General features: G+C 54.7%; 11 protein-coding genes and 1 pseudogene. 6 read left to right on the forward strand and 6 right to left on the reverse strand.

What is annotated here, in order from left to right; all coding sequences use genetic code 11:
* The first annotated feature begins 17 nt into the window (after positions 1–17).
* Complete coding sequence (gene glnA / locus QN215_RS04055) at positions 18–1355, forward strand: type I glutamate--ammonia ligase (protein WP_369344825.1); 1338 nt, start codon at positions 18–20, stop codon at positions 1353–1355.
* Between the two features lie 209 nt (positions 1356–1564).
* Here glnA and QN215_RS04060 read toward each other — a convergent pair whose 3' ends face one another.
* From QN215_RS04060 to QN215_RS04070, 3 genes and pseudogenes are all read right to left on the reverse strand, one after another.
* Positions 1565–2485 carry a hemagglutinin gene (locus QN215_RS04060; RefSeq protein WP_369344826.1) on the reverse strand — a complete coding sequence of 307 codons (921 nt, stop codon included), beginning with the start codon at positions 2483–2485 and terminating at the stop codon, positions 1565–1567.
* 48 nt (positions 2486–2533) lie between these two features.
* On the reverse strand, positions 2534–6643 hold the full coding sequence (gene hrpA, locus QN215_RS04065) for an ATP-dependent RNA helicase HrpA (protein WP_369344827.1): 4110 nt from the start codon (positions 6641–6643) through the stop codon (positions 2534–2536).
* 137 nt (positions 6644–6780) lie between these two features.
* Positions 6781–7431: pseudogene (locus QN215_RS04070) on the reverse strand (class I SAM-dependent methyltransferase); the annotation flags it as partial.
* 279 nt (positions 7432–7710) lie between these two features.
* Between QN215_RS04070 and hflX the strand changes: the two are divergent.
* The 3 genes from hflX (at position 7711) to QN215_RS04085 (ending at position 11370) form a co-directional block, all read left to right on the forward strand.
* Entirely contained in the window at positions 7711–9186 is a 1476-nt protein-coding gene (gene hflX, locus QN215_RS04075; protein WP_404978513.1) for a GTPase HflX, read from the forward strand.
* An 81-nt stretch (positions 9187–9267) separates the two neighbouring features.
* Positions 9268–10230, forward strand: a complete 963-nt coding sequence (locus tag QN215_RS04080; RefSeq protein WP_369344829.1) for an L-lactate dehydrogenase — start codon at positions 9268–9270, stop codon at positions 10228–10230.
* 201 nt (positions 10231–10431) lie between these two features.
* Positions 10432–11370: a cation diffusion facilitator family transporter gene (locus QN215_RS04085; protein ID WP_369344830.1), complete on the forward strand. Its 939-nt coding sequence runs from the start codon at positions 10432–10434 to the stop codon at positions 11368–11370.
* A gap of 149 nt (positions 11371–11519) precedes the next feature.
* Here the strand turns inward: QN215_RS04085 and lexA are convergent, their stop codons facing one another.
* Entirely contained in the window at positions 11520–12269 is a 750-nt protein-coding gene (lexA, locus tag QN215_RS04090) for a transcriptional repressor LexA (RefSeq protein WP_404978514.1), read from the reverse strand.
* A 320-nt stretch (positions 12270–12589) separates the two neighbouring features.
* On the opposite strand from lexA, the gene QN215_RS04095 reads away from it, so the two are divergent.
* Both QN215_RS04095 and nrdR read left to right on the forward strand, forming a co-directional pair.
* The gene (locus QN215_RS04095; protein ID WP_369344831.1) at positions 12590–12952 is read left to right on the forward strand and encodes a LysM peptidoglycan-binding domain-containing protein; all 363 of its coding nucleotides are present in this window, start codon (positions 12590–12592) and stop codon (positions 12950–12952) included.
* An 83-nt stretch (positions 12953–13035) separates the two neighbouring features.
* Positions 13036–13497: a transcriptional regulator NrdR gene (nrdR, locus tag QN215_RS04100; RefSeq protein ID WP_369344832.1), complete on the forward strand. Its 462-nt coding sequence runs from the start codon at positions 13036–13038 to the stop codon at positions 13495–13497.
* A 149-nt stretch (positions 13498–13646) separates the two neighbouring features.
* Here nrdR and serA read toward each other — a convergent pair whose 3' ends face one another.
* Both serA and QN215_RS04110 read right to left on the reverse strand, forming a co-directional pair.
* Positions 13647–14846, reverse strand: a complete 1200-nt coding sequence (gene serA / locus QN215_RS04105) for a phosphoglycerate dehydrogenase (RefSeq protein ID WP_369344833.1) — start codon at positions 14844–14846, stop codon at positions 13647–13649.
* Positions 14847–14856: 10 nt separating this feature from the next.
* Complete coding sequence (locus QN215_RS04110; RefSeq protein WP_369344834.1) at positions 14857–17136, reverse strand: ATP-dependent DNA helicase; 2280 nt, start codon at positions 17134–17136, stop codon at positions 14857–14859.
* Positions 17137–17419: the final 283 nt, after the last annotated feature.

Consider the following 17419-nt stretch of genomic DNA (forward strand, 5'->3'; position numbering starts at 1 on the left):
ATGGGAGCATAGCAGACATGGATAAACAGCAGGAGTTTGCGTTACGCACCGTTGAGGAACGCGATGTACGTTTCATTCGTTTGTGGTTCACCGATGTATTGGGAACGCTGAAATCCGTGGCGATAGCGCCGGCGGAGCTCGAAGCGGCATTTGAAGAGGGTCTGGGATTCGATGGATCTGCCATTGAGGGCATGACCAGAGTCTCGGAAGACGATATGATCGTCAAGCCTGATCCCTCGACTTTCCAGATTCTGCCTTGGCGAGGAGGCCCGCAGGGCACGGCGCGCATGTTCTGTGACATTCTGACGCCGGATGGTGAGCCAAGTCTCGGCGATCCGCGTCATGTGTTGAAGAGAGCGCTTTCGAAGGCCAAGGACAAGGGTTTCACTTTCTATGTGCATCCTGAGATTGAGTTCTATCTCTTTGAGCAGCAGGAAGATTGGTCGCAGGTACCCACGCCTATCGATCATGGCGGTTATTTCGATCATGTGCCACGCAGCCCAGGGATGGATTTCCGCCGTGCAACGGTGAACATGCTTGAACAGATGGGCATTTCAGTTGAATATTCCCACCATGAGGCAGGACCGGGGCAGAACGAGATCGATCTGCGATACGCCGATGCCCTCACCACAGCCGACAACATCATGACCTTCAGAACGGTGGTAAAAGAGGTATCGCTTGAACGTGGCATCCATGCCAGCTTCATGCCCAAGCCATTGTCTGATCAGCCGGGTTCGGGCATGCATACGCACCTGAGTCTTTTTGAAGGTGACGGTAATGCCTTCTACGAGGCTGGGCAGGAATTCAACATGTCGTTGACGGCGCGACAGTTCGCAGCTGGCATCCTTTACCATGCTGCAGAAATCACGGCGGTCACCGATCAGTATGTGAACTCGTACAAGCGGCTGTGGGGCGGTAACGAAGCTCCAAGCTATGTGTGCTGGGGTCATAACAACCGTTCCGCACTGTTGAGAATCCCTCAGTACAAGCCGGGCAAGGGCAATTCCGCTCGCATGGAATTCCGTGCGCTCGATCCTGTTACCAATCCGTATCTGGCATACTCCGTGTTGCTTGCTGCCGGGTTGGATGGCATCGAACAGCAGATGACGCTGACTGAGCCGACCAGCGACGATGTGTGGGAACTCACGGATGTGGAACGCCAGTCCATGGGCATCGAGCCACTGCCCGATTCTCTGGATGCGGCCTTGAAGATCATGGAGAAGTCCGAATTCGTTGCCGATGTGCTTGGCGAACACGCTTTTGAGTATTTCCTGCGCAACAAGCGCAAGGAATGGGATGAATACCGCTTGCAAGTCACCCCATACGAGCTTCAAAAATACTTACCGACGCTCTAAAAAATCCGCTTAGCGAGTTTTGTTGCCTTTTCACAGTAGACATGTCGATTTTTGGCCTGTCTCAGCTCAGATTTCAACGAATATGAGCCTGCATACTGTGGAAAGGCAACAAAACTCAATGGCTCGGGGAATTTTCCGTCGAATATGTTGAGATTTCGACTTATCAGTGTTCAATTTCGGCGTTGCTGGGGCTGTTTAATCCGCATCTTCTAGTGTTGCTCGTCAGTGACGGGGAACCAGTGCTTATATATGTACGAAAAGTTACGATTGCCGTAGCTCGAGCATGAGTCGCCTTTGCCGACCACGGCGGCCAGGGCTGCAGCATTGGGCTGATACGGGGTATAGATATAGAGCAGCGCCGTGGCACGGTTCTCAATGAACACCTTTGTGCCGCCACACGATGCTGTGGGACTGAAGGCTATGTAATTCAGTTGGCCTGCATGATAGGAATATTCGGAATCATGGGCGAGATAATATTTGAAGCGTTTGGCTGAGCCATAGACCTGGTTGAAGAATCCCGCATATTTCGGATCGCAACTGGCATCGTCAGGGCAGGAGAGTCCCATGGCGGATTTGTACTGCCACGCGCTGGGGTTGGTCGAGCTGACAAGCTGCTGTTCCTTCTGTAGCAAGGTGAGAAGAACTTTCTGATTGATGCCGCACGAGCGTGCCACGCCATCGATGATGGTTGCGGCAGACTGTGCCTTGCCACCCTTGTATGCCTTGCACAGTGAATCAGCGGCGATATCGGTGGTGTCCTGCTTGTAATTCTTGAGGCAGGAGCTGCCCTGGCAAGCATCGTTCCTTGCATTGAGAAAGCTCTGTACCGATGAGGCGTTCATGGTGGCACTATCGAAAAACTCGTCATCGCTGACGATCTTCCCCGGATTGAAATCATAGCGCGTGCTGAACAGTTCCTGACGTTGCTGCGCCTGCTGCACCGCAGCACGATACTGTTCCGAGCGAATGCCAAGCATGATTAAGGTCATGGCAAGAATGACTGCAATCGTCGAGCCTGAACACCATGCGATTCGCTTGCCGAACGACATCTTGCGCCATGTTCGGACTATGAAGCTGCTGCGCTTCCTGCGACTCGAGGAACGCTTGCGTCGGGATTGGTGTCTAGTCATCTTCATCATGCACCATAGTAGTGGAACACGTCAGGTTGGCAGGAACGATCATCTCTGCACCAATTTTCGTATGCGCTGCATGCTCACCGGCTGCGAGGTGCCGAGTTCCTGAGCCCAGAGCGAGACATAGAATTCCTCAAGCATCCACCGAGCCTGTTCAGCTTGGGCCACGAGCTGATCTCTGCGCTCGCCTGCCGGTTCGGACTGGGCCTTGCGTTGAGCGTCATTCACCATTCGTTGTGCCTGATCGGCCTCCCATGCCCAACGAACGTCGCGGGACTTGTCCTTCTTCGCCTTTTCCAGACGAATCAGGTCAGCATGGAGGAAGCGCTCAACATGGGGCAACTCGCATCCTGGGGTGTCTCTCACAAACCCTTGATGCACCAACGATGCCATATGCTCACGAATCGATTGCAGCACCGCCAGCAGGGGCAGATCGGCAGGACCTGAAATCGCTCTATCGATCTGGGCATAACGCTTCATGATGTGAATCACATCATGTGCCACGGCATAGACCGTATCCTCATAGACTTCATGCACGTCTTCGACTGCCTGCGCCAGTGCCTGATCGGATGTGATCCCATCAACATCGGGCAGCAGCCGCTTCACGGTTGCCCATTGCAAGTCCTGTATCAGTGCCTTCGTGCTCGGATATGGCGTTGCGGCAAGCATCAGCGCCTCTTCTCCCAGCCATCGAGACGAAATGCGATCGGCCGGAAGCTGCAGTGTCTTGACGGCGGCCTTCCACAACATTTGCGAATGCGATGTCGTGGTGGCCCCAGCCTGATGCAGCAGTCTGCTCTGTTCCACGGGTTTGCCCTCGCTCGCGGCTTCCGCAGCTTTCCTTCCCACCTGCTGCTTTGCTGCGGCTTCGGATTGTTCGGCAAAACGATGCTGCAGCTGTGTCAGGGATTTTCCAGATCCAAGAACCTTCACCTGCTGATGCCGCCGATGGCGTCCATGGTGAGGACTGTGCGCTGTCGAATCTTCAATCACGAATGTCATTCTGGTGTAGTCAGGCATGCGCTTGCGCTGTTCTGCATCGAATACGCTCGGATGAATCTGCGCATCCGATATTGCGATGGCAGCTTCGGTAAAGACCTGCGAGAATTCCGGCCATCGTGTGAGTGAATCCTCCGATGATTTTGAATCCGCATTATCCGTGTGATCGTTGCGCGATGTGCCCAGACCTGGAAGATGAGGATAGCGTTCGTCGATCCAGGTGCGAATCGCACGCGAAGTATCCGGCGCCGGAACGAATTGGACGCGCAACGCCTTGGGCAGGGATTTGATGGTCGAAAGAATGACATCATCAAGAAGGCCAGGAACATTCCACGTAAATGCTTCAGGTCTGAGTCTGGCAAGCAGCTTTACGGGAATGTGGACGCTCACACCGTCGTCAGGTGCCTGCGGATTGTATACATAGCTCAATCGCAGGCTGTATGTCGAGCCGTCGCTGGCTGTGCCCTTCCAATGATCTGGATAGTCGTCAAGATTGTGCGAAGTCGACGTTTGCAGACGATCGATCTTCGTTGGATCGAAATCGAGCAGATGGGGATTCTGGTCATGCTCGTGTTTCCACCAATGGGCGAGCGCAGCCACTGAGGTGATGCCATCTGGCAGCACCTGATCGTAGAAGTCGTAGAGATCCTCATCGTTCACTGTTTCGCCGACATTGCGCGTACGACTGCTTTCCTCGTCGGCATCATCAAGAACAGCGCGGTTGGCCTGTACGAATGTGTCATACGAGAATCGCTGCTGAACGTCGCCTTCGACCAAGCCTTGCCGAATCAAAAAATCTCGTGCCTCCACGGGATTGATGGAGCCCCACTGCACCGTTCTGCCCTGCACGATGGGCAAACCATAGAGCAGAACCTTGGAGCTGGCTATGGCAGAGCCATGGGAGGCAGCCCAGTGCGGTTCGGCATAGGTAACGCGCGTCAAAGAACCTGCGAGGGATTCCGCCCATTCGGGATCGATTTTCGCGGCATTGCGAGCCCACAGACGAGAGGTTTCAACCAGATCGGTCACCATCACCCACTCTGGAGTGGTTTTGGCAACTCCAGAGGCGGGGAACAGTGCGAAATGGGTGCCACGAGCACCCTGATACTCATTATGGGATGTTTTCTGCGCTCGTTTCATGGCCCGCGCCCGAGCAGCGCCATGCAAGCCTGCGAAATCCGAGGCCTTGGGCTCTCGAATCACCTGCATGCCCATATTTGAGAGGAGACCGGCCAGCATGGCACGATGAATGCCTTCGCCATCCCACGAGCATGCCAGACTGAACGCCGCCTGCTGATTCATGGGAAGCTGACGTATGGCCAAGTCAGGTCGCGAGCTTGGCAACGGTTCTCCCACCTTGAACTTGAGTTCATGACACATCTGAGCCAGCTGACGATAGAGATCACGCCACTGACGCATGCGCATATAGCTCATCATCTCGGATCTGCTCAAACGTCGCAGCGCTCCGTTGCCTGGATCCCCGTCAGCTTGGAAGAAGCGATCCCACATGTTCAGGGCCGTGAGAAAGTCGCTCGTCTGATCGACATATCTGTTATGAATCCGATCCGCTTCCTCACGCTTTTCCTGAGGGCGCTCGCGTGGATCCTGAAGGCTGAGAAAGGCGACGACAACCAAAACCGCTGCCAGGGTGTTCGGCGTGTTCTTGGCGGCTTCAATAACCATTCTGCCGAGTCGGATGTCAATCGGTATGCGAGCGAGTTGGCGACCTATCGAGGTAAGCCGAACATCGCTGTGCGAGCTCCTGTTCGCCGCTATTGCCTTCAACTCGGTCAGTTCGGTGAATCCGTCGGAGACGGCACGGATGTCAGGTGGGTCGATGAAGCCGAATTCGGTGACATCTCTGGCTGTTTTTGCCACGCCGACCGAAAGCATGTGAAGCACCACAGCGCCGAGGGAAGTTCTGAGAATCTCTGGTTCGGTGAATTTCGGCCTTGTCTCGAAATCCTGTGAGGAATACAGGCGTATGGCGATACCATCGGCGATTCGGCCACACCGTCCGGCGCGCTGGTTGGCACTCGCCTGCGAAATGTCTTCAATGGGCAGCCGCTGAACCTTTGCTGATTTCGAGTATCGGCTGATTCTAGCGGTTCCCGGGTCTACGACATAGCGGATTCCCGGCACGGTCAGCGAGGTTTCTGCAACATTGGTGGCGATCACGATGCGCTGATGAGCATGGTGATCGAATACCCTGTGCTGGTCCTTGGAAGAGAGCCTTGCAAACAGGGGGATGATCTCGATGGCATCGGGGCGGCGCATGTCGGCGGTTCGAGGTCCAAAATGCTTGTTCAGCGCGCTTTCGAACTCATGGATGTCGCGTTCGCCGGATGCAAAGACGAGAATGTCTCGCGCGCCCTGATCGTGGGCCGAAAGCGTCACCAATTCGGTGCACGCCCTGGCGACACCTTCAGAGATGTCCAAAGCGTCATCGTTGTCGTAGCTGTCACCGTTGGAGTGGCTGCCGTGGTGATCTGTGGAAAAGCGTTGATTGCCAGCGAATCCATCGACATGATTCATCAGGGCAGGGGGCTCATCCAAAGGTTCGTAGACGATTTGAACGGGGTAGGTTCGTCCGGACACTTCGATGATGGGCACCTTCGTGTGCAGAGCCCTTGCAAAATGTTTCTGAAACTTTTCAGAGTCGATGGTGGCTGACGTGACGATCAGCTTCAGGTCGCGACGCTGGGGGAGCAGAGCAGTCAGATATCCGAGCAGGAAGTCGATGTTCAGGCTGCGTTCATGCGCCTCATCGATGATGATGGTGTCATATGCGCTGAGTTTCGGATCCCGCTGTATCTGCGCGAGCAGAATGCCATCGGTGACCACTCGCAGGCGTGTCTTTGGCGAGCTTTCATCGGTGAATCGAACCTGGAAACCAACCTCGTCGCCGAGATGTACGCCGAGTTCGAGCGCGATGCGTTCGGCAACCGTTCTGGCTGCTATTCTACGAGGCTGGGTGTGAACGATTTGGTGGCCGTGAGTTCCCCTGCCCATCTGCAATACAATCTTGGGAATCTGGGTGGTCTTTCCTGAACCGGTCTGACCGGAAACGATAACGACCTGAGACTTGCGAACAGCCTGCTCGATTTCAGTTCGGGCGGCGCTGACCGGCAATTCCTGTGGATAATCAAACCTCATATGGCGAGATACTCCGTCTTGTCTTCTGGAAGCTGGCGTTCTGAGCCGGATGGACTGCTACCCGTATCGGATTGACTGATGTCTGCGACAGGGCTGCCATCGTGTGCGGTATCTCCATCTGGGCGCTGCACGCCTACATTGCGGTGAAGATGCAGGATTCTAAAACCCTTCGACGAAGCTGTCTTTTCAACGGTCCACGACTTGGTGCCTTCATCCGGGCCAGAGGACGCATTCAGCGTCGAATCGAGCCAGACCTTCAACGAGTCAGCTCCCAGATTCTTCTGCACGACCAGATACGCATCGCCACCTGCATTCACACGTGCGAGATAGCGCAAGAGCAGCGCGTGCAGATCGGCTTTTCCTATGCGGATTGGAGGATTCGACCATATCAGGTCGAAGCTCATGTCAGCGGGGAGCTGCTCAGGGGTGAATGCCGTCACATTCGAGAGTCCATTCACGCGTGCATTGTGAGCAGTGAGCTCAACGGCCCGTTCATTGACATCTACCGCAACGATCTGTGCATCTGGAGAGCCTTTCGCAAGGGAGAGCGCAATGGGACCCCAGCCGCATCCAAGATCGAGGAATCGGCCGTGCTCTGGAGCTTCCGGCGCATGCTTAAGCAACACCGACGTGCCCAGATCGACTCGATTCATGGAAAACACGCCGTGCGAGGTCTCAACGTTCATGGCGTGTCCGCGCAAGCTCACCGTGAGCGCTCGCCGGACGTCGGGTGTTTCAGGGTGTGCGGCGAAGTATTGCCCGGTAGCTGTGTTCTCTGGTGAAGCCATGACCTATCCCTGCCCTCTGCTTGCTGCATCATGCACTATGCGCCTTGCATCTTCTCCAACAAACATTCCATTGCCAGTGAACATGTCGCAACTCGTGATGATAATACAAGGAATATGGTAGGCGATGCGCGGATTTCCAAGTTCATAATCCTACCCGCATAGCGTAACCAGACCATAATTTCATCGTGAACCAGCAATGAATGCGCAGCAGAGGTGCAATTGAAGCAATTTTCTCAACAGGATGCAACACAGCGCAAGGCTGTGAACGTAACCGTATCGATCGACCCAGACGAGCTTGATTCCCAAGCGAAGGAACACGCTGACGATGTCTTGGCCAGCCATTCAGAGGTGCTTCATGACAGCCAAGGAACCGAGTACCTTCCCGAAGCATGGCAGGAGCGAGAGCAGCGCAATGAATTCCGGCATGTGACGGGCATTGGCGAGCTTGAAGACGTTACGGAAGTCGAATACCGCAAGGTTCGTCTCGAGCGCGTCGTGCTGGCTGGCGTATGGTCCAGCGCAGAAACGAGCTTTGCCAAGGCCGAGGAGTCCATGCGGGAGCTTGCTGCACTGGCACAGACCGCCGGCGCGCAGGTGCTCGACGGAGTGTTGCAGCAACGCGCCAAACTGGATTCGGCAACCTATGTCGGCTCAGGCAAGGCGTATGAATTGGCTGGACTCGTGGCACGGCTCGAAGCCGATACGATTATCGTTGACGATGATCTTCACCCTTCGCAGCGTCGTGCGCTTGAGGATGTGACCAAGGTCAAGGTCGTTGACAGAACGGCAGTCATCCTCGACATCTTCGCACAGCATGCAACCAGTCGAGAGGGCAAGGCTCAGATTGAACTCGCCCAGCTTGAATACATGCTTCCGCGACTTCGCGGCTGGGGAGGTTCTCTCTCCAGACAGGCTGGCGGTCAGGCGGCCGGTCAGGCCGGTGGTATCGGTTCGCGTGGCCCTGGTGAAACCAAGATTGAAATGGATCGGCGTGTGATTCGAACGCGAATCGCAAAATTGCGTCGTCAGATAGCGCGTATGGAACCGGCACGCAATATCAAGCGTGGCTCGCGCAAACGCTCTGACATGCCCACGGTTGCGGTCGTTGGATATACGAACGCCGGAAAGTCGTCACTCACGAATCGTCTTACCGGTTCAGGCGAGTTGGTGGAGAACGCTCTGTTCGCAACTTTGGACACCGCCGTACGCCGGGCCGAGACGCAGGATGGCCGCGTCTATGCGTACGTGGATACCGTCGGTTTTGTCAGACGTCTGCCGACCCAGTTGGTCGAGGCCTTCAAATCGACCTTGGAGGAGGCTGGTGTCGCAGACATCATCATCCATATCGTCGACGGTTCTCACCCCGATCCATTTTCGCAGATCGATGCCGTGAATGCGGTTCTGGAAGATATTCCGGGAGTGGCATCGATACCCCGCATCGTCGTATTCAACAAGATCGATGCGGTGAGCGATGTTGTCGCAGAACGTCTTCACCAACTCATGCCCTCTGCATATCTGGTGTCGGCGAGAACCGGCGAAGGCCTTACGGAGCTGAGAGAGGCCATTGAAAGTCTGCTGCCGGTTCCAGATGTCCATATAGATGCCGTTCTGCCGTATACCAGTGGTTCACTGGTGTCTGAAATACGTGAACGCGGCAGAGTGATGGATGTTGATTATCTTGATCGCGGCATTCATATTCAGGCCGACGTGGACAATAGACTTGCCGCCAGAGTGGTGGATCAGGCAGTCGAATAAACGTCAACTCGTCTCGTTAGAGTGGGACTGAATAACACAGAGAGCCCGGCCAATCTTCGGGTCATTTTAGAGAGGTTCAATATGGCGGATTCACGTTTTAGGACAACCAAATTAGCTATTGTTGGTGCGGGAGCGGTTGGTTCGACCTTGGCGTTTGCTGCCGCGCAGAGGGGCGTTGCGCGACAAATCGTTTTGGAGGATATCAACGCAAAGCGCGTTGAAGCAGAAGTTCTTGATATGCAGCATGGTTCAAGCTTCTATCCAACGGTGTCGATCGATGGTGCCGACGACCCTGAAATCTGCCGTGATGCCGATGTCATCGTCATCACTGCCGGTGCTCGCCAGAAGCCAGGCCAGTCCAGACTTGACTTGGCCGGTGCCACGATCAACATCATGAAGGCGATCATTCCGAACCTGGTCAAGGTCGCTCCCAACGCCATCTTCATGCTCATCACCAACCCCGTTGACATTGTCACTCATGTCTCCATGAAGCTCTCCGGCCTTCCTGCAGGTCAGATGTTCGGTTCGGGCACGAACCTGGATTCAGCCCGTCTTCGTTTCCTCATCGCTCAGCAGACCGGTGTGAACGTTAAGAACGTTCACGCATACATTGCCGGCGAACACGGTGACTCCGAAGTTCCTCTGTGGTCTTCGGCAACCATCGGTGGCGTTCCCATGTGCGAATGGAAGGCCCTTGACGGTCACGCCCAACTTGATGCGCAGACTCGTGAAAACATTCATCAAGAGGTCAAGAATGCCGCATACAAGATCATCGAAGGCAAGGGCGCAACGAACTATGCCATCGCCATGTCAGGTGTGGACATCATCGAATCCATCATGCATGACACCAACCGCGTTCTTCCGGTGAGTTCCTGGTTGAAGGACTTCCACGGCATTTCCGATGTATGCATGTCTGTTCCCAGCATTCTCAACCGTTCTGGCGTTAACACCCAGATCAATACGCCATTGAGTGATGACGAGCTTGCAGCCTTGACTCGGTCAGCTGAAACCTTGAAGGAAACGGCAAGCAAGTTCGGCTTCTGATTCCTTCAGTCTTCAACTTCAGTTGAAGGGGATGCTCTGACGGGCATCCCCTTTTTCATGCCTGCAGGAAAGCATGTCATCGAGTATATGGTCATCCCGTTATATGACCGGCGTTCGTCCTTTGCAATGCTCTCTTCGTGGACAGGGGTGGTGGTTGAGGCACATTGCTTGTATGGTTAACAGTCCAGGGAACGGAGGGGCATGGATTCGGCACGAGAACAGGAAATCGAGCAACAGACCAGAGCGCATCAGAGGACGCTGACACTAACGTTGGGCTTGACCCTCACGGTCTTCATCGCTGAACTCGTCGGAGTCATCCTTACTGGTAGTCTTGCACTGCTGGTTGATGTCGGTCATATGCTCACCGATGTCACGGTGCTCGTAGCCTCTACCATCACGGCAGTCCTGATGAGACGACGTCCAACTGCGAGCAAGACGTGGGGATGGGCGCGTCTGGAAGTGATTACCGCAGCAGCAGGTTCCACCATTCTTCTCTTGGTCGGCGGCTATGCGTGCATTGAATCGGCATTGCGATTGTTCGGTGTCGAAGAGGAGCACGTTCACGATATCGGGCTGATGCTGGTCTTTGGCTTGATTGGTCTTTCAGCCAACCTTGTCTCCCTTGTCATTCTTCGATCCTCGCATAAAGACAATCTGAACATGCATGCAGCCTTCCTGGAAGTCATGAATGATGCGCTTGGTTCGGTGGGTGTCATCGTTGCGGCTCTTATGGTCATGTACTTGGGCTGGACGGATGCCGATGCCCTGATCGGCGGAGCGATAGCGCTGCTGATGATTCCTCGAGCGATTCGATTGATCACCAAAAGTCTGAAGGTGCTGCTTGAGGAGACTCCCCATGGGCTTGATCTGAAGGCTGTGCGCAAGCATCTTGCCCGAGTCCCTGGAGTCGTGGCAGTCCATGATCTCCATGCCAGCACCGTGGCGACAGGCATGACCCAGCTCAGCGCGCACATTGTGGTGAACGGCAATCTTTCTGACGGTCAGCGCGCTGAAATTCTTCGCAGCATGCAGATGTGCCTTCGCACGCATTTTCCAGTCAGCATCGATCACACCACCTTCCAGATTGAGCCTGAAGGTTATGAGCAACGCTATGAAAGCACGATGCATATTCATGCATAGGCGGTTCGTGGCCGCTACTTCATCTATAAACGCCTCTTCATAGCTATCTCGTCATAGGTATTCGGTTATCGGTATTTTGTCTTGGGCATCTTATCTGACCGGCACGGTGTGGAAGTGCTTAGGTGGGGAAGTCACAGGTGTGGAAGTGCTTAGATCTTTCGCAGCACGGTAACGACGATGCCCATGATGGTGGCGTGGGTACCATCGATCGGTGAGTATGCAGGATTGTGGGGCATCAGCCATACGTGGCCGTGGTCCTGACGGAAGGTCTTCACGGTGGCTTCGTCATCCAGAAGCGCTGCCACGATTTCTCCGGTCTGAGCGGTGTTCTGCTCGCGAACTACTACAAAATCACCGTCACATATGGCGGCGTCGATCATCGAATCACCATGCACTTCAAGCATGAAGAGATTGCCAGATCCTGTGAGTCGCTGGGGCAGTCGCATCACATCATCAACGTGCTGTTCGGCTGTGATGGGAGCACCTGCGGCAATGCGGCCCACCAAAGGTACATCCCGCGATTCGGCAATCGATGGATTTTCAGATTCCATCGAAGGGAAGGGCAGAATTGTCGCAATGTGCGGCTGATCGTTCGGGGTTGAAGCTGAGGTGCTGGACTGCTTGGCTTGAAGCCGTTGCTCGAACTCGCTGGCCGCATCTTCTGCCTTGTGCTGCGCCGCTGAAGGGGAATCGTCAATCTCTGTGGCATGCAGATCTTCCACGAGTTCAATGGCACGACCCTTATTGGCGCTGATTCGGATATAACCCTTTTCTTCGAGCGTGCCCAGCTGGTGCTTGACCGATGAAGTGCTTTTGAGACCGGCTGCGTTGCCTATTTCACGAAACGATGGAGCATAGCCGTGTTCGCTGACATGTTTGCGAATGGCCTGAAGCACCAATTGCTGACGTTGAGAAAGAGCGTTCGAGCCCTTGCCGAGCGTGGCTGCATCGTCGCCATGCGCAGACGCATCATCGTTGTGGCCGGGCACAGGCTTGTGGTCGGCGGCAGTGTGATGGATGGACGCCGCTTCGTTGCTCTGGGGGCGGAACGGGATGGTGCTCACGAGTGGGTTCCTTTCAATCGACACTCATGATTCTACCGTGACAATTCTGTGAAATCAAACATATGTTCGAAATTAGGCTTGGAAATATCGTGAGACTATGCCACAATGAGAACATACGTTCGATAGAACAAATGTTCGAAGGAGTCAATATGTCGATGACGATGCAAATTGGAGAATTTCTGCCATCATCTGACGGCGTGCATACCTGTAAGGCTGTCCGTGGCAGTCGCACGCGGATGAGGCTTACTCGTCGTGGAAAGATTGTTACTGGGCTGCTTGCCGCCACACTGTGCTTTGCCGGTTTGACCGTCGGCGTCAAGCAGGCTGAGTCTTCCATACCGCCTCAGCAGGTGACGAGCTACACGGTTCGTCCCGGCGAGACCATGTGGCAGTACGCCTCGGATATCACGCCATCCGGCGGTGACGTCAACGAGACCATCGATAAGCTGATGAAGCTGAACAATCTGCATTCCACCTCATTGCAGGCCGGGGAGCGTCTCATCGTTCCTCAGCAGTAGGATTTCGTCGGTTTCACGGGATTTTCACCATTCCATTCATTCACAGCGATGAAGAGTGAGGGCAGTAGACTACTGTGGTATCTATGCATTGTCCTTTTTGCCAGAATTCAGAAACGAAAGTCGTGGATACCCGTATCAGCGACGATGGCTTCGCCATCCGTAGACGTCGCGAATGCCCGAAATGTGGCAGACGTTTCACCACGGTAGAGACATCGAGTCTCATGGTACTGAAGCGTTCGGGGAATGCAGAGGCATTCAATAGGGACAAAGTCATTTCCGGCGTGCGAAAAGCATGTCAGGGCAGACCCATCAACGAGGATGATCTCCGGGCTCTCGGACAAAAGGTCGAGGAAGATTTGCGTTCGCTTGGTGCCGCGCAGGTTGATTCCGATGAAGTCGGCAGGGCCATACTCAAGCCCTTGCGAAAGCTTGATGAAGTCGCATACCTGCGCTTCGCCAGCGTCTATCAGAATTTCAATGGTCTGACAGATTTTGAGCACGCCATCGAAGATCTCAGAAGCGAAGACAACGCCGACCGGCACTGATCATTGCGGGTGACACCATTACTTGGTGACCACACCGCTCACCATGTGGCTCTAGATAGAAGCCGGATATAAGGCTGGCCGCATTCCTAAGAAAGCGGCCAGCCATTCGTTACGCCTGCGTCGTCATGGTGGACGCGCAACGCACAGAGCTATTGCAGTGTTCTCATGCGAATTCTGCCGTACAGGTCCTGCAATGCCTTGAAGGCGTCTGCGCTGGGCATGCTGGAAACATCAGTGACCACATATCCCAATTCGCCTTCCGTCGCCAGAGATTGTGCGTTCACATTGATGTTCTCTTCACCAAGAATCCGGTTCACCTGAGCGAGTACTCCAGGCAGATTCTTATGAAGATGTGCGATGCGTGTAATGCCAGAAACTGTACCCAAGGTGAGTTCCGGCACATTCACCGAAAGTGTCGTGGATCCCTTTTCCCAGTAGTCCAGCAGTCGTTGAGACACGAAATGCCCTATCGATTCCTGCGCTTCGAGGGTGGAACCGCCAATATGCGGTGTCAGGATGACATTGTCTTCCTTGTTCAACGAGGTGTCGAAGGCATCCCCACTTTTGCGAGGTTCCTTGGGGAACACGTCGATGGCAGCTCCTGCAAGATGACCGGATTCGAGATGGCGTTTCAGCGCATCGAGATCTGCGACGAATCCTCGTGAAATGTTGATGAATATGGAACCCTGCTTCATATGCGAGAACTGATCTTCACCAAAGAAACCTGTATTGGACTTGCGTCCGTCAACGTGCAATGTCACCGCATCGGACTGGAGCAGCAGCTCTTCCAGGCTCCCCGCCCGATGTGCGTTGCCCAGGGCGAGCTTCTCGTCGATGTCGTAGAAGACCACGCGCATGCCCAAGGCTTCCGCCAGAACGGAAAGCTGTGCACCGATATTGCCGTAACCGATGATTCCTAAAGTCTTGCCACGTACTTCATGCGAACCCGAGGCAGACTTATCCCATACACCATCGCGCATGCGATTCGAATGTGCGGGGATTCTCCTCATCAGACTGATGATGTCGCTGATGACCAGTTCCACCACGGATCGCGTGTTCGAATATGGCGCATTGAAGACTGCGATGCCTTGCGTTCCGGCGTAGTTTACATCGACCTGGTTTGTTCCGATGCAGAAGCAACCGATGGCGGTCAGACCGGGACGCGCATCAAGAACGCGTTTCGTGACATTGGTTTTGGAACGAATTCCAAGAATGTCCACGTCGTCAAGAGCCTCGATCAGATCATCCTCGTCGAGTGCCCCTGGCTGCGTATCGACTTCAAACCCATGGTTGCGCAACGATTCGGCCGCAAAAGGATGGATGTTTTCAAGTAGCAGAGCTTTAGGCATATTCCATACCTTATAATGGGAGGTCGTCAGTATCGTGCTGTGTTCGAATGATGACGAGCTTTTGTGTCGGCCGCGTCATCGAAACATAGAGATCGGAAGCCGCGACGATACGAGACGGAGCATTGTTCTCCATGAGTCCTGGTTCGACAAGAATCACCGCATCGAATTCCAGCCCTTTGACTTCCTCCGTGCTGTAGACGCCGATCTGTCTGTCCCACGAATGCTGGGATTGAAGGCGGGAGCGGTCTTCAGCAGGCACATGCGTGTCGATGTAGACATCAAGGTCATGAGAGATGCCGGGTATCATGCTTGGGTCAGCGATGATCGCTATGCGCCCACTGCCATCAGACAAAACAAACTGTGGTCGCAGCGCATCCAGCTCCTTGAATATGCTCGAAGGCAAGTCTGAGGGCTTTTCGACGGTGACGCGCTGCACGGAATCGGGAATGGCTCGAACCGCATTCACGGTTGAAATATAAAGCCCTTCCTGCTTGGCAAAGCGTGAAGACAGGGAGGAAACCTCTTGTGGGTTGCGGTAGTTGATGCTGAGCTCGTTCAGCGTCCAATTGTGTTCCCCGAAGAGGGGGGTCATGGTCTTCTGCCATGATCTGGAACCTCCCAGAGCCGATGTCTGCGCAACGTCACCAACAATCGTGAACGAACGTGTCGGGCATCTGCGAATGAGCATGCGCCAGTCCATGGGGCTCAGCTCCTGAGCCTCGTCAACCACGATATGGCCATAGGTCCACTCTCGATCCGATGCTGCACGTTGGGCCATGGTTTCGTCATCGTCGGTCGTCATCTGGTCGACCAGCATCTGTGAAGTGACAATGCCATTGCCAATGCCAGCCTGCCCGAGTGTTTCTGAGGCAATCTGCTCATTGAGAGCGCGTGTTGATGCCTGAGCGGAGGAATTCACCACGCTCTTGGGATCGGGACCGAGCACATCCATCGCCTCGTCCAGCAGGGGGATGTCGGAAGCCGTGAACGGCGAACCATGCGGACGGCTGAGCATATGGATCTCTTCGTTGCTGAGCCAAGGCGCATAACGTCTCAAATGTTCAGGTTTTGCCCACATGTCTGACAGGAGCCAGGCCGCGTTCATGGGAAGCCATGCAAGGTTCAGCGTCCTGCGTACGTCATCGTTGAGACGGAACACGGATTGAGCGTGCGAGAGTTCAGACTGCTCTGGAGTGTAATCGAGCTGCTCGGCATATCTGCTGGTCAGCGCATGCATCATCGAGCGCACGAATGTCTTTCGCGCCTTGTTATGCGGTTGATGCGTCCGAAGTGCGTCGCCCTGAGCCTGTTCGATGTCTGATTGCACGATGGGTACGAGCAAGCCATTCACATGAATGCTTGGCAACACCGGGGGAATTCTGACACGTGCGGCCACCGCATTGGCGATGGCTTGCCTCATGCGAATATCGCCTTTCAAAGCGGCAGCCCGTGGCAATTCCTTCGCGGTGGCTACGACTCCTGGAATCAGATCGCCGATGGTTCGGCTGATGACGCCCGTTTCTCCCAGAGAGGGCAGCACTTGGTCGATATAGTGCAGAAATGCAGAGCTGGGTCCGATGATCAGCACGCCCGAACGTTGCAGTGTGCGGCGATGGGTATAGAGCAGATATGCAGCACGATGCAGGGCGACTGCGGTCTTGCCGGTGCCAGGGCCACCTTGCACCACCACTGCGTGTGCCATGTCTGATCGGATGATTCGATCCTGTTCAGCCTGGATGGTGGCCACGATGTCGGTCATCTTGCCGGTGCGTCGTGAACTCAGAGAAGCCAGCAATGCGCCCTCGCCGGTGAGGGTGCCCGATTGCGACGCCTGATTGACGGTGGGGGCGTTCATGTCGAGAATTTCATCTTCGATGGCTACGACATCACGAAAGCTCAGCGTGATATGCCGACGCATCACGATATCTCCATGATGTGAAGGAGTGGCCTCGTAGAAGGGGCGAGCGGCATCGGCTCGCCAATCGGTAAGAATGGGCTCGTGATCCTCGCTTGACAATCCAATTCGCCCTACATAGCGATGTTCGCCCTGAGTATTGTCCAATCTGCCGAACACGAGTCGATCCTCTACCGCTCGCAGCTGGGCCAGACGATCCTCGTACAGGGTCGCGAAGGAATCGCGCTCGGTGCGCTGGGTCGGTGAGCCATGCGATCCCGCAGCGCGGACGGTATCGAGTCGTGAACGAATCTGGGTGCGTAATGAATCCAGGCGTGCGTACGCGCGATCGGTTGCGAGTTGTTCATCCTGCAATTGGGAAGAGTATTGCGACATTCGTATCCATTCCTCTTACAAAACTGGACAATCCAATATATCGCACAGCCTCGTCATTGATCTGACATGCATCAGGGCTAGGAAATTGTGAGCTTTCCAACAGAATGGGCAAGTGAGTGCATATTTTGTTAATAAGTGGGGGAAAGTGGAGTGTTATGGGGTAAAGTGGGGAAACAGTGACGACTGGTGAGCGATCCGATGGATGGGGGTGCGACATGACGGACGACTTCGTTCGCAATGAGCAGCCCGATTCCACTCAGGAAAGTCGGACACGCCAGCAAGA

This window comes from Bifidobacterium sp. WK041_4_12 (assembly GCF_041080795.1).
Lineage (GTDB): Bacteria > Actinomycetota > Actinomycetes > Actinomycetales > Bifidobacteriaceae > Bombiscardovia > Bombiscardovia aquikefiricola.